At 61.1% G+C, this 12,330-nt stretch carries 16 protein-coding genes; 7 read left to right on the plus strand and 9 right to left on the minus strand.

The genetic code is table 11. The features are described 5' to 3' along the window. The first annotated feature begins 25 nt into the window (after nt 1-25). Nucleotides 26-1,132 (plus strand): DUF2066 domain-containing protein, encoded by a 1,107-nt coding sequence (locus CNQ84_RS18465; protein ID WP_096006273.1) that lies wholly within the window; start codon nt 26-28, stop codon nt 1,130-1,132. 151 nt (nt 1,133-1,283) lie between these two features. Further along, a complete protein-coding gene (gene hda, locus CNQ84_RS18470; protein WP_096006274.1) occupies nt 1,284-1,997 on the plus strand; it encodes a DnaA regulatory inactivator Hda in 714 nt (237 codons plus the stop codon). A gap of 9 nt (nt 1,998-2,006) precedes the next feature. On the opposite strand, the gene CNQ84_RS18475 is transcribed toward hda, so the two are convergent. Genes CNQ84_RS18475 through arsC form a run of 3 tightly spaced genes read right to left on the minus strand, consistent with a single transcriptional unit; the run spans nt 2,007 to nt 3,368 of the window. After that, nucleotides 2,007-2,414, minus strand: a complete 408-nt coding sequence (locus CNQ84_RS18475) for a DUF2069 domain-containing protein (RefSeq protein WP_235827343.1) — start codon at nt 2,412-2,414, stop codon at nt 2,007-2,009. Further along, nucleotides 2,407-3,021 carry an NAD(P)H:quinone oxidoreductase gene (wrbA, locus tag CNQ84_RS18480; protein ID WP_096006276.1) on the minus strand — a complete coding sequence of 205 codons (615 nt, stop codon included), beginning with the start codon at nt 3,019-3,021 and terminating at the stop codon, nt 2,407-2,409. The genes CNQ84_RS18475 and wrbA overlap by 8 nt, the downstream gene beginning before the upstream one ends. Continuing rightward, the gene (gene arsC / locus CNQ84_RS18485) at nt 3,018-3,368 is read right to left on the minus strand and encodes an arsenate reductase (glutaredoxin) (protein WP_096006277.1); all 351 of its coding nucleotides are present in this window, start codon (nt 3,366-3,368) and stop codon (nt 3,018-3,020) included. The genes wrbA and arsC overlap by 4 nt, the downstream gene beginning before the upstream one ends. Nucleotides 3,369-3,454: 86 nt before the next feature. On the opposite strand from arsC, the gene CNQ84_RS18490 reads away from it, so the two are divergent. From CNQ84_RS18490 to yccX, 3 genes are read left to right on the plus strand one after another with little or no spacing between them, the layout of a single operon-like run. Further along, a complete protein-coding gene (locus CNQ84_RS18490; protein WP_096006278.1) occupies nt 3,455-4,720 on the plus strand; it encodes a YihY family inner membrane protein in 1,266 nt (421 codons plus the stop codon). Continuing rightward, entirely contained in the window at nt 4,717-5,184 is a 468-nt protein-coding gene (locus tag CNQ84_RS18495) for a TlpA family protein disulfide reductase (protein ID WP_096006279.1), read from the plus strand. The genes CNQ84_RS18490 and CNQ84_RS18495 overlap by 4 nt, the downstream gene beginning before the upstream one ends. Continuing rightward, nucleotides 5,177-5,452 (plus strand): acylphosphatase, encoded by a 276-nt coding sequence (gene yccX / locus CNQ84_RS18500; RefSeq protein ID WP_096006280.1) that lies wholly within the window; start codon nt 5,177-5,179, stop codon nt 5,450-5,452. The genes CNQ84_RS18495 and yccX overlap by 8 nt, the downstream gene beginning before the upstream one ends. A 174-nt stretch (nt 5,453-5,626) precedes the next feature. On the opposite strand, the gene CNQ84_RS18505 is transcribed toward yccX, so the two are convergent. The 4 genes from CNQ84_RS18505 to CNQ84_RS18520 form a co-directional block, all read right to left on the minus strand. After that, nucleotides 5,627-6,202 carry a lytic transglycosylase domain-containing protein gene (locus tag CNQ84_RS18505; RefSeq protein ID WP_096006281.1) on the minus strand — a complete coding sequence of 192 codons (576 nt, stop codon included), beginning with the start codon at nt 6,200-6,202 and terminating at the stop codon, nt 5,627-5,629. Between the two features lie 3 nt (nt 6,203-6,205). Beyond that, complete coding sequence (locus CNQ84_RS18510; protein ID WP_065335830.1) at nt 6,206-6,913, minus strand: hypothetical protein; 708 nt, start codon at nt 6,911-6,913, stop codon at nt 6,206-6,208. Continuing rightward, on the minus strand, nt 6,913-8,646 hold the full coding sequence (locus tag CNQ84_RS18515; RefSeq protein ID WP_096006282.1) for a proline--tRNA ligase: 1,734 nt from the start codon (nt 8,644-8,646) through the stop codon (nt 6,913-6,915). The genes CNQ84_RS18510 and CNQ84_RS18515 overlap by 1 nt, the downstream gene beginning before the upstream one ends. Before the next feature lie 155 nt (nt 8,647-8,801). Beyond that, nucleotides 8,802-10,061: an OprD family porin gene (locus CNQ84_RS18520; RefSeq protein ID WP_096006283.1), complete on the minus strand. Its 1,260-nt coding sequence runs from the start codon at nt 10,059-10,061 to the stop codon at nt 8,802-8,804. Nucleotides 10,062-10,336: 275 nt separating this feature from the next. Here CNQ84_RS18520 and CNQ84_RS18525 point away from each other — a divergent pair, with 275 nt between their 5' ends. Together CNQ84_RS18525 and CNQ84_RS18530 are read left to right on the plus strand one after the other, a co-directional pair. Next, nucleotides 10,337-10,768, plus strand: coding sequence for an HIT family protein (locus CNQ84_RS18525; RefSeq protein WP_096006284.1), 432 nt, complete (start codon nt 10,337-10,339; stop codon nt 10,766-10,768). Continuing rightward, on the plus strand, nt 10,765-10,983 hold the full coding sequence (locus CNQ84_RS18530; RefSeq protein WP_425439982.1) for a SlyX family protein: 219 nt from the start codon (nt 10,765-10,767) through the stop codon (nt 10,981-10,983). Before CNQ84_RS18525 ends, CNQ84_RS18530 begins: the two co-directional genes overlap by 4 nt. 52 nt (nt 10,984-11,035) lie before the next feature. On the opposite strand, the gene CNQ84_RS20950 is transcribed toward CNQ84_RS18530, so the two are convergent. After that, nucleotides 11,036-11,680, minus strand: coding sequence for a cold-shock protein (locus tag CNQ84_RS20950; protein ID WP_281254840.1), 645 nt, complete (start codon nt 11,678-11,680; stop codon nt 11,036-11,038). A 139-nt stretch (nt 11,681-11,819) separates the two neighbouring features. Next, complete coding sequence (locus tag CNQ84_RS18540; protein WP_096006286.1) at nt 11,820-12,290, minus strand: Dps family protein; 471 nt, start codon at nt 12,288-12,290, stop codon at nt 11,820-11,822. Between the last annotated feature and the right edge of the window lie 40 nt (nt 12,291-12,330).

Raw genomic sequence — 12,330 nt, forward strand, 5'->3', positions numbered from 1 at the left:
GCCCGCCACCTTGACGGAACTGTTCATGCCCCTGTCGCGCTTTTTCTCTATCGGATTTCTCTCCCTATGCCTGCCCTTGGCTGCCCACGCGGCGGTGTTGGATTCGCTGTATGAGGTGCAACTGCCGCCGCAAGCCGATGCGGAGCAGGGTGCACAGTTGTCCAGCGCCCTGGACGTGATGCTGGAGCGACTGGCTGGCAACAACCTGGATGCTGAGGCCCCGGCGCTGGCCAAGGTGCTCGCCGAACCCAGCTCGGTGACCCGGCAGATCAGCGCACTGCAGGACGATGGCAGCATGCAGGTGGAGTTTGACCCCCTGCTGCTGCGTGATGCGCTGAGCCAGGCGAAGGTGCCGGTGTTAGGGCGCAATCGTCCGGGCGTGTTGGTGTGGGCCGTTCAGCGCGATGAGCTGGGGGGCGACTTCATGGCCCCCGGCAGCGAGATGGGCCAGGCACTGCGCACGGCGGCGCGGTTCCGTGGTGTGGCGCTGATGCAGCCGTTATCTGATCTGGAAGACCGCGCCAATATCAGCGAGGACGATGTGCTCAAGGGTGCTGCCGAGGCGCTGGAGGCGGCCAGCGAGCGCTATGCCAGCGAGGGTATCCTGGCCTTGGATGTGTACCGCGATGCGGGCGAGGATTGGCAGTTGGCCTGGACCTTCTGGCTCAATGACCGCACGCTCGAAGGCAAGGAGCGCAACGCAGATCCCGCCGTGCTGGCCGACAACCTGATGCGCGCGCTGGCACTCGAAGTACACAGCCAGTACGCCGTCGGTGCGCAAGCGGATGGCACGGCGTCGGGTTGGACCTTGCACATCAGCGGTATCAACCGCGTTGGCGCTTTCGCTGACCTGCAGCGCAGCCTGCAGCAGTTGAGCAGCCAGCATCAGCCAAGCCTGGTCTCGGTCAGCGGCGACCAGGTGGTATTCGCCATTGACTTCCCCGGCGATCAGGCTCAGTTGGAGCGCATGCTCATGCTGGACCAGCGGCTGATTCGCGTCGAGGCACCGGTACAGCCAGCGTCTGAGCCCGAGGCACCGGCGTCTTCGCTGGAAGACGGCGCGGCAATCGAGCCCGAGTTGCCGGTTCAGGCGGCAGCGCCGTCCAATACCCTGTATTATCGCTGGCGCTAGCTCTCGGGCTGGCTTGGCTTATCAGGTTATCTAAGGACTGCCCCATGACCCCGGACTGTGACTACCGGGCGGCTGCTGTTGTTGTGCAGCCGGTGCCTACGTGTCTTGCGCTGTTGCGTGTGCTTGCTTCTGCTCTGGCGGAGGTGCGCTGATGTCTGCCGGACGGCCTATCCAGCTGCCGCTGGGTATCAAGCTGCGCGATGAGGCGACCTTTGCCAGCTACTACCCGGGGCCAAATGCCGGCGTGCTGGCTGCGACCCAGGCCTTTGCCGAACCGCAATCGTCGATTGAGGAGTGCTGTCTCTATCTCTGGGGCAGCGAAGGTACCGGACGTACTCACCTGTTGCAGGCTGCCTGTCATGCCCTGGCCGATGTGGGCGGGCTGGCCATGTACCTGCCACTGGATGAGCTGGTAGAGGAAGGGCCGCTGCTACTGGAAGGCATGGAATCGGTAGACCTGCTGTGCCTGGACAAGCTGGAAGCAGTGGCCGGCCGCCCTGATTGGGAAGAGGCGCTATTTCATCTGTATAACCGGTTGCGTGAGCAGGGCAGCCGTCTGCTGGTGGCGGCTGTCGCCGCGCCTCGGGCCTTGGGTTTGCAGTTGCCGGACCTGGCCTCGCGTTTGGGCTGGGGCCTGGTGTTCCAGTTGCAACCGCTGGATGACGCCGGAAAGCAGGAGGTGCTGAAGTTGCGTGCCGCGCAGCGTGGCTTGCAACTGACCGACGAGGTTGCGCGCTATATCCTCAGTCGTGGCGCGCGCGGTATGGGCGAACTGTTCGCTGCCCTGGAAACGCTGGATCAGGCGTCGCTGCGTGACCAGCACCGCTTGACGATTCCCTTCGTCAAGCGCGAGATGGGCTGGTAGCCCGGGAGCTCAGGTCTCGCCGCGCTCGACCCGCTGGGCCTGAAAGCTCCAGCGGATAAAGTAGAGTGCGGCGACAAAGTACAGCACGCTGAAGCCGCTCATCAGCAGTCCGTATTCCAGCCGTCCCGGCTGAAAGCAGATCAAGACCCCCTGAATGAAATACAGGTTGATGGCGAACGCCAGCCAGGCGTGTGTGCGCACGTGCGCGGTAATAACACCGGGCAGGAAGATCAGCAGCGGCAGCAGCTGTACGCCGATGACGATAACCGGATTGGCACCATGCAGGTCAGCGAAGAACAGGTTGTAACCCAGCATGGACAGCAACAGGCCGGCATAGCCGACCAGGGCGACCAGACGGCTGACGCGACAGCGTGGCTGCAGGTATTCCAGCGAGGGAAGAGGTTTCTTCTTAGCCACTGATCTTGGCTCCTGCCGCCAGTTGCTGTGTGATACTGCCGACCCGTGAGCCGAGCACGCGGCACAGGTGGCTTTCGTGCTCATCCAGGCGCCGATCCCCCTGGCTGCCGGCGTGATGGCTGGCGCCATAAGGCGTGCCGCCACCGCGTGTTTCGGTCAGGGCGCTCTCACTATAAGGCAGGCCGACCAGCAGCATGCCGTGGTGCAGCAGCGGTAGCTGCATCGACAGCAGCGTCGACTCCTGGCCGCCATGCAGGCTGGCGGTGGAGGTGAAAACGGCAGCCGGCTTGCCGTTCAGACTGCCGCTCAGCCACAGGCTGCTGGTGCCGTCGATGAAGTACTTGAGCGGCGCGGCCATGTTGCCGAAGCGTGTCGGGCTGCCGAGGATCAGCGCAGAGCAGTGCTTGAGGTCGGCCTCGGTGCAGTAGATTGCGCCCTCGGTCGGCACCGGTGGCAGCGCGCTGGTGGTTTCTGGCGCCACCGGTGGCACGGTGCGCAGGCGCGCTTCCATGCCGGTGCTTTCCACGCCTTCGGCAATCAGTCTGGCCATCTCGGCGGTGGCGCCATGACGGCTGTAGTAGAGCACCAGAACGTAGGGTTCACTCATTCGAACAGCTCCAGTACGCGCTCAGGTGGGCGGCCGATGACCGCTTTGCCCTCGCGGATGACGATGGGCCGCTCGATCAGTTTGGGGTAGTCGACCATGGCTTGAACCAGCTGGGCTTCGGATAGCTCCGGGTTGGCCAGATTCAGTTCCTTGTAGGGATCCTCACCCTTGCGCATCAGCTCGCGAGCACTCAGGCCCAGGCGTTCCAGTAACTCGACCAGGGTGGCGGCGTCTGGCGGTGTGTCCAGGTAGCGAATGATGTCGATGTCGGCGCCCTGCCTCTCCAGCAGCTCCAGCGCCTGGCGGGATTTGGAGCAGCGTGGGTTGTGGTAAATGGTGGTGGTCATCGGTTGTCCTCCGGGGGCGCGGTGGCCTAAGGTTGGGGTTGGGGGTTATTCTAAGCGCTATTGCACCGGGCTGTCAGGGAGCAGGAATGCCGCGTCAACTGAACCAGTATTTGCACTTTGGCCGCTATCTGGCGCGCCGCTTTCTTGAGGATAACTGCATCAAGAATGCCGCAGCCCTGACCTATACCACGCTGTTTGCGGTCGTGCCGGTGATGACCGTTGCCTACGCCATGCTGGCGGCGATTCCGGCGTTTGATCAGGTTGGCGGTCAAGTTGAAGCTTTTATCTTCAAGAATTTTCTGCCGGCCAGCGGCGCTGCGCTGCAGGAACACCTGAGCGCCTTTTCCAGTCAGGCCCGGCAGCTGACCGGCGCCGGTGTCGCGCTGTTGATGGTCACCGCATTGATGATGCTGGTGAATATCGAGAAGGCATTCAACGCCATCTGGCGCATCCGTCAGCCTCGGCGTGGCCTGTCCAGCTTTCTGCTGTACTGGGCGGTACTCAGTATCGGCCCGCTGCTGCTGGGCGCGGGGTTTGTGGTCAGCACCTACGTTGCGTCCATGTCCTTCTTTCAGGAAGGTGCCTTCCTGGCCTCGGCCTGGAGTGGCATGCTGCGCTTCTTGCCGTTGATACTGAGTATCGCCGCCTTCACTCTGCTGTTTGTCGCCGTGCCCAATACCCGCGTGCCGCTGAAGTTTGGCGTGGCCGGCGGGGTGCTGGTGGCCTTATTGTTTGAGGGTGCCAAGGGATGTTTTGCCCTGTATGTGAAGCTGTTTCCCGGGTACCAGCTGATTTATGGCGCTTTTGCGGCGGTGCCGCTGTTTCTGCTGTGGATTTACGTCAGCTGGCTGATCATCCTGTTGGGCGCCGAGCTGGTCAGCAATATGGGTAACGGCTTTGCCTGGCGCCGACCGGATTACCCCTGGATGATCAATCTGCTGGTGTTGTTGAGGCTGTTTTTGTTGGCGCAGCAGCAGGGGCGGCAGGTGGATCTGACCTATGTGAATGGCAGTGGCTGGTCGATGCATGAAGAAATGTGGCTGCAGTTGACTGATTGGCTGGAGAGCGAGTCGCTGATCGCACGTACCCAGGGGGGTGGCTACGTCCTGTGCCGTGACCTGGATCAGGTCGAACTGAGCGCTATCCTGGAGCGGATACCGGAGCCGCCGCTAACCCATGAATCCCTGCCGGCTGCCTTGTCGGGCAATCAGGACTGGTTTGCCGGCTTCAGCGAAGCGCTGGCGGAGGCCGATCGGGCGCGTCGCCAGGCGCTGCGTGGCAGCGTTAAGCACTGGCTGCTGAGCGACGGGCTAGTGGCCGCGCCAATGCCGTCTCGGGAGGTCAGCTCATGAGAGTGCTGTTGCTATGCGCGAGTATGCTATTGGCTGCCTGTGATGCGGCAGGGCCTTGGCGCGATCAGCACGGCCGGTCTGTAGAGGCGGCGGCGCTCAGTCAGGGGCGGGTGCTGGTGAATTACTGGGCTGAGTGGTGCGGCCCCTGCCGGGATGAGTTGCCCGAGCTGAACCGGCTGGCAGCAGAGTTGCCTGTCGGCCGGGTGCTTGGTGTTGACTACGACGGCGCCGCTGGGAAGCAGCTACGCCAGACCAGCGAGCGCATGGGTATTGCGTTTCCGGTGTTGGGCGATGATTTCGTTCAGGATTTTGAGCTGCCGCGTCCGCAGGTGCTGCCAACCACTTACCTGCTGGACGCCGAGGGACGGATTGTTGAGGTGCTGCAGGGGCCGCAGCATTACGACGGCCTCATGCCGCTGATGACAGCAAACTCCGACAATAATAAGGAACAGGGCAATGAGTGAAATCTGTGTGCAGGGTAGGGTACGCGGTGTAGTGCAGGGTGTGGGCTTTCGGCAGGCGACGGTCCGTGAGGCCAATCGCCTGGGCGTCAGTGGCTGGGTGCGCAATGAAGAGGATGGCAGCGTCAGCGTTCTGCTCTGCGGCCCGGAAGACGCGCTGGAAGCCATGACCGGCTGGCTGCGCCGTGGCCCGCGCACGGCCAAGGTAGAGAGCGTCGAGCTGGCCGGTTGCCTTTGGCAGGACATCGCAGGCTTTGTGCGGCTAGGGTAGGGTGTTGCGCTCAGGGCTTTATGTTGCCGTTACTGGCGCTTACGGACGCGACATGTCGCGTCCCTACGATTGCTGAACATCCCCTTGCGTAGGGACACAGCATGCTGTGTCCGGACGGCCTTTGCCGCAGCAACGGGGCCTTGCCTGTGCGACGTCGGTCGGTAGCCGGTTTGATCAGGGCGTGACGTACCAGTAGCTGTACCAGTAATCCAGCACCTTGTCCGGGTAGCGATTGCTGCCAAGGCTGCCATTGTAGCGCGCCAGTGCCCGGCGCAGGTTGCCATTTTCCTTGTCCAGATAGAACTTGAGAATCGCACAGCCATACTGCAGGTTGGTCGCCAGGTCGATGAGGTTGTCATCGGGGCGGCCAATCTCGGCCTTCCAGAATGGCATCACCTGCATGACACCTTGGGCGCCGACGTAAGACAGCGCGTAGGGGTCAAACAAACTTTCCACATGCATGACGGCCAGCACCAGGTCGGGCTTCAGGCCCGCGCGGGTAGCAGCCTGGTGCACCAGTCGCAGCAGCCGCAGGCGCTGCTGCTCGTCGCGAATGTACGGAGTCATTCGGGTTGACATGTCGAGGAGCCAGACCTCGGCATCAAAACGGTCATGAAAGCTGTCCGCGCTGGCGATGGCCTGCTTGAGTTCGGCCCGCAACTCCGGGTCAACCGGCGGCGTGGTGGTGCTGGCACCGGCCGTTTGTGCGGCAAGCCAGCTCAGCAGAAGCAGCACGATCCTTGTGCGCATGGGCTATTCCTGCGGTGTAGTGGCGTTATCCAGCGCCTGGACGAACTCACCTTGCAGGTGCGGGTCGCCGGTGGTGAGCAGAATCAGCATGTTTTCCAGCTGACTGGCTTCTTCCTTTAGGCCCAGCTGGCGCAGACGCTCGATACGGTCCACCCACTGCTCGACGTCGTCTTCTTCCAGGTTGTCGTAGATCAGCTCCGAGGCTTCGTGCAGCACGCTGCGCAGTTCACGGTCGATCAACAGGGTGGCCTCGGCGCGTACTTCGGGCGTTGCCTGTGCGTCCAGTTCAATCACACGCAACTGGTCGAAGTCCACGGGCACGATATCCTCGTCCAGCAGGTTCAGGCGCAGCTGGCCGTCGCTGTCGGTTTGCCGGGTCACTGCCAGCTCGCCCAGCTGGATGGTCAGGGTGCGCTCGGCCCAGGGCAAGGTCTGGTACTGGCGATGCTCATCTTGCAGGGTGCCCTGGGCGTCGTACTGGCGGATGCTGAACAGTCTGCTTTCGGTGACGCGAATGCTGCGATGCGGCGTGTCCATGACCAGCGGCTCGCCGGTTTCGATGTGCAGGCTGTGGCTCAGCAGTTCGCGCTCGATCTGCGGCGCGACCATTGTGTTTGACGCCGGTGCGCTGCTGCAGGCTTGCAGCAGACCCAGCACCGCGCCCGCGCCAAGCAGACGCGCGGCTAGCGGATAAGTGGCGGTGTGCATCATCAGTTGCCCTGTACGCGCTCCAGCAGATATTGCAACATCTGGTCGGCAGCGACCGTGATTGCGTCCTGATCGCGGCGGTATTTGTATTCCAGCTGGCCGTCAGCCAGGCCGCGATCGCTGATCACGACGCGGTGCGGGATGCCGATCAGGTCCATGTCGGCAAACTTGACGCCAGGGCTGGTTTTCTTGTCGCGGTCATCCAGCAGTACTTCAACGCCTGCTGCTTGCAGGCCGTCGTACAGCGCCATGGTGGCTTGCTGAACGGCTTCGGAGCTTTCCATCTTCATCGGCACCAGGGCTACCTGGAAAGGCGCCAGCGCGTCAGGCCAGAGGATGCCGCGCGTGTCGTAGTTCTGCTCGATGGCCGCTGCGACCACGCGGGATACGCCGATGCCGTAGCAGCCCATGGTCAGCAGCTGGGTTTTGCCCTGTTCGTTCAGTACGTTGCAGTTCATCGCTTCGCTGTATTTCTTGCCCAGCTGGAAGATATGCCCGACTTCTATGCCGCGTTTGATAATCAGGGTGCCTTCGCCGTCGGGGCTAATGTCGCCCTCAACGACGTTGCGCAGGTCGGCAACCTGGTCAAATTGTGCATCGCGCTCCCAGTTCACCCCGGTGTAATGCTTGCCGTCGACGTTTGCGCCACAGACAAAGTCGGCCAGGTGCGCAGCACTGTGGTCGGCAATGACGGTGACCGGCAGTTTGACCGGGCCGATGGAGCCGGGCTTGCAGCCGATGGTGTCGATGATCTGGGCTTCGCTGGCAAAGGTCAGCGGTGCGTGTACCAAGGGTAGGTGCTCAGCTTTGATCTCGTTCAGCTCGTGGTCACCGCGCAGGACCAGAGCCACTAGCGGCTGCGCCTCGCCTTCTTCGGCTGCGCCCAGCACGATCAGGGTTTTTACCGATTGCTCGGGCGGCAGCTGCAGGAACTCGCTGACCGCGGCGATGGTGACCTGGTTGGGCGTGTCGACCAGCGTCAGCTCCTGGCTGGCAGCGGGGCGGTCACCTTGGGGCAGCTGGGCGGTGGCTTTTTCCATGTTGGCGGCGTAGCTGCCGCTGGAGGAAAACACGATGGCATCTTCGCCGGAGTCGGCCAGTACGTGAAATTCGTGGGAGCCCTCACCACCAATGGATCCGTTGTCCGCTACGACCGGGCGAAATTCCAGACCCAGGCGACTGAAAATGTTGCAGTACGCCTGGTACATGCCGTCATAGGTCTGCTGCAGGGACTCTTGGGTCAGGTGGAAGGAGTAAGCGTCCTTCATCAGAAATTCGCGGCCACGCATCAGACCAAAGCGCGGACGGATCTCGTCGCGGAACTTGGTCTGAATCTGGTACATGTTGATCGGCAGCTGTTTGTAGCTGGTGATCTCGTTGCGAGCCAGGTCGGTAATCACCTCTTCGTGGGTGGGGCCGACACAGAATTCGCGGTCGTGGCGGTCCTTCAGGCGCAGCAGCTCGGGGCCGTACTGCTCCCAGCGGCCGGATTCCTGCCAGAGTTCGGCAGGCTGAATGGCGGGCATCAGCACTTCGAGTGCGCCGGCCTTGTCCATCTCGTCACGTACGACAGCCTCCACCTTGCGCAGTACGCGCAGGCCCATTGGCAGCCAGGTGTACAGGCCCGACGCAATCTTGCGGATCATGCCGGCGCGCAGCATCAGCTGGTGGCTGATGACGGTGGCGTCCGAGGGGGTTTCCTTGAGGGTGGAAATCAGATAATGGCTGGTACGCATGAGCTAGTCAGGTCCTGAGCAGAGACGGGCAGAATGGGCGCTATTGTACGATTGTGCCGGTGCAGCGTACAGCCCGCGGGTCAGGCTGTTGTTGCCGACCGACGGGCAACAAAAAACCCGGCCGAAGCCGGGTTTTTTGGTACTGCCTGGGCTGCTTAGAGCAGGGTCCAGGTGTAGCCGACGATCAGACGGTTTTCGTCGACGTCGCCGCCGTCCAGGGCTGCGTCCTGGCGAACGGTGGCGTTACGCCAGCGGAAGTTCACGCCTTCCAGCGGACCGGCCTGCACGGTGTAGCGTACTTCGCTGTCACGCTCCCAGCGAGAGTCACGGTTTACGCCGGCATGTTGCGGGGCGTTGGTGTTGATGTCGGTACCGGCGATGTAGCGGGTCATGAAACTCAGGCCCGGGATGCCCAGACCAGCGAAGTCATAGTCATAACGCGCTTGGTAGGACTTCTCGTCAACGGCGTTGAAGTCAGCGTACTGAACGGAGTTGGCGATAAAGATTTCACCGTCGTCGTACAGGTAACGGCCGTCGCCACTCATCTGCTGGTAGGCCAGACCAAAGCCGTGGTAGCCAGTGTTCAGGGTCACGGCGATGGAGGCGGCCTGGTTGTCGAATTCGGTACCATCGGCGGAGTCGTCGTCGCTGGTATCGTAGTAGGCAACGTTAGTGTTCAGGCTGGTGCCTTCGCTCAGCGGGACAGTCCAGTCAAAGCCGGCGAACACGCGCTCGTACTGGTCTTCGCTGTCGGCGCCGTACAGAGTGGCGCTGAAGTTGTCAGTGAAGGTGTAGGTACCGCCAGCGTAGGTCAGGTCTTTATCGTCGCCGTGGATGCCGTCGGTCTCACTGGAGTCAGCCATTTCGCCACGATCGGTCAGGCGACCGGCTTCAACAAACAGACCGTCGATGGAGCTGTTGGTGATGCTGTAGCCCTGGTAGTGGTTGGGCAGCAGACGGGAGTCGTCATAGGCAGCAACCGGGTTCTCTGGCATGTGAAAACCGTAACGAATGACGGTGTCATCCAGGATGGCCATTTTGACGGCGCCACGGATTTCCATGTACTCGGCTTCAGCACGACCGTTGCTGTCAACCGGCAGCAGGCCAGTGCCGGAGCGGCCGCGGCCACTGTCCAGCTTGATACCTTCCTGGGCCATGACGTCTGCACCAAAGCCGATCGGACCCTTGGTGTAGCCGGACTCAAAGTTCAGCAAAAAGCTGGTTGCGGTTTCTTCGCGCTTGCTTTGACCGACGTTGTCACGAAAATCGCGGTTGAAGTAAACAGTGCGGTTGTACAGGGTGGCGGAGGCGCCTTCGACAAAACCTTCTCCCTCTGCCATTGCCTGGGTTGCCAGCAGGCCGTTGCCTGCAGCCACTGCCAGTGCCAGCGAGCTCCATTTAACTGCGTTCTTCATTGTGTGCTCCTTTGATTAAAAGATAACCGTTAGGCTCCAAGCGGATTCGGCTTCTTGTTTTCGCCTTATATTAAAGCATCTGTATTGGAACAGTGAAAGCAAGCGCTGAAAAAACAGCACCTTGTTAATGGATGTTTATAAGTTATTGCAGGCAAAATGGCGAGGTTTGCCGCTGTTTTTATATGTGAGCTGTGCGGCATTCCCGAAAAATGTAAGTTGCAGTTCTGGTTTGAGACGGTTTTCTTTTTTGTTTGCTATTGCGAGGCTTGCCAAGCATGTTTGAGTTGCATTCGCAGTTACAGGCTGACTGTGTCGTAGTGGGGGACTTCCCGCTTTGCCGGTTGTTGTTGTTGAACGATCGTCAATATCCCTGGTTCATACTGGTGCCGCGACGCGACGCCTTGCGTGAGGTGTTCGAGCTGTCTGTGGAAGATCGGGCGCAGTTTTACCTGGAGTCGGATGTGTTGGCGCAGGTGCTCAATGACGCCTTTGCTGCAGACAAGATGAACATTGCTGCGCTGGGCAATGTGGTGCCACAACTGCACGTACATCATATTGTTCGCTACCGGCAGGACCCTGCCTGGCCGGCGCCAGTGTGGGGCAAGTTGTCCGCCATTCCCTATGCAGGGGATGAGCTGGCTGACAGGTTGCAGCGAGTGCGCACGGCACTGGATGGCAAGGCTGGTTTTGATGAGGTGCTGCGATGAGTGAGGGTATGTTGACCGAGCGTATGGATGAGCTGGAGTCGCGTCTGGCGTTTCAGGATGACACTATTCAGGCGCTAAACGATGTGATTGCGGCGCAGCAATTGGAGTTGGGGCGCCTGCGGCGCTCACTGGAGTTGCTTGCTCAGCGCCAGGCTGACTTTGCTGCCCAGCTACCGGATGGCGGAGGCGACGAGGCGCCGCCTCCGCACTATTAGGAGTGACCACACTGATTGGTTCTGAACGCTCACTAATCAGTGTTTCCCCAGATTAGTCGAGGATTGCTACTTCCTCGGCCTGTAAGCCTTTCTCGCGCTTGGCAACGGTGTACTCAACCCGTTGCCCTTCCTGCAGCACCCGGTGTCCATCGCCCTGAATCGAGCGGAAGTGGACGAACACGTCACTGCCGGAGTCGCGGGTAATAAAACCAAAGCCTTTGCTGGTATTGAACCATTTGACTGTGCCCATCTCGCGGCCATCGTTGGCTTTGCCCTGGCGCTCCTGCTTGGGGCGAGGCTTGCGCGTGGTGGGCGTCTCTGTGGTGGTTGGCCGGGATCCGCTGCTCAGCTCCGCTGCCAGTGTCAGCAGGCTGGACAGGCAGACGCCGAGGACGCCGGCGGCCAGAGCCCAGATGTTCCAGTCAATAAAGTATGAGCTGACCAGCAGGCTGCAGAAGGGAATGCAGGCAGCCAGGATGAGGAGCGTGGAGCTGGCCAGAGAGACAGCGCCGGCGGCGCCTTGTTTTGGTAGTTCGGTTTGATTGAATTGCTGCAGATTGATCAGGCCGGTCAGTACGGCCAGTAGGCCGATATAGTTGATCGGGGCGGATTGAGTGAAGAACGGAATGCTGTGAAACAGGCCCGTCAGCAGGACGCCGACACCTGTCACCAGATGCAGATAACGAAGGGTTTTCAAGAGGCTCACCATGGATGCAACGATTTAGTATTGTCATGTCGGCAGGCCGATGGCTGTGGCGCTGCCGGATGGCACTCTAACCTGAAAACGCCCGGCTACCAAGCCGGGCGCTGTCGCGTTGCGGGCGAGGGAGGGGCGTTCAGCCCTCGAGCAGGCTGCGCAGCATCCAGGCCGTTTTCTCGTGTGTCTGCATGCGCTGGGTGAGCAGGTCAGCCGTTGGCTCGTCGTGAGCTTCGTCACAGATCGGGAAGACGCTGCGTGCGGTGCGGACGCAGGCTTCATGGCCTTCAACCAGCAGACGGATCATGTCCTTGGCTTCCGGCACGCCGTCTTCTTCCTTGATGCTGCTGAGTTCGACAAACTGCTTGTAGGTGCCCGGCGCCGGGAAACCCAGGGTGCGAATGCGCTCGGCGATATCGTCAACCGCCAGCGCCAGTTCGTTGTAGTGGGTTTCGAACATCAGGTGCAGGGTCTGAAACATCGGTCCTTTCACGTTCCAGTGAAAGTTGTGGGTCTTCAGGTAGAGGGTGTAGGTGTCGGCCAGCAGGCGCGACAGGCCCTCAGCGATTTGTCCGCGATCCGTTTCGGTAATGCCGATATCAATCTTCATCATGGCTCCTCGTGGTTGTCTGGCGGCGCGGCGTCGTGAG

The organism is Pseudomonas abyssi, assembly GCF_002307495.1.
Lineage (GTDB): Bacteria > Pseudomonadota > Gammaproteobacteria > Pseudomonadales > Pseudomonadaceae > Halopseudomonas > Halopseudomonas abyssi.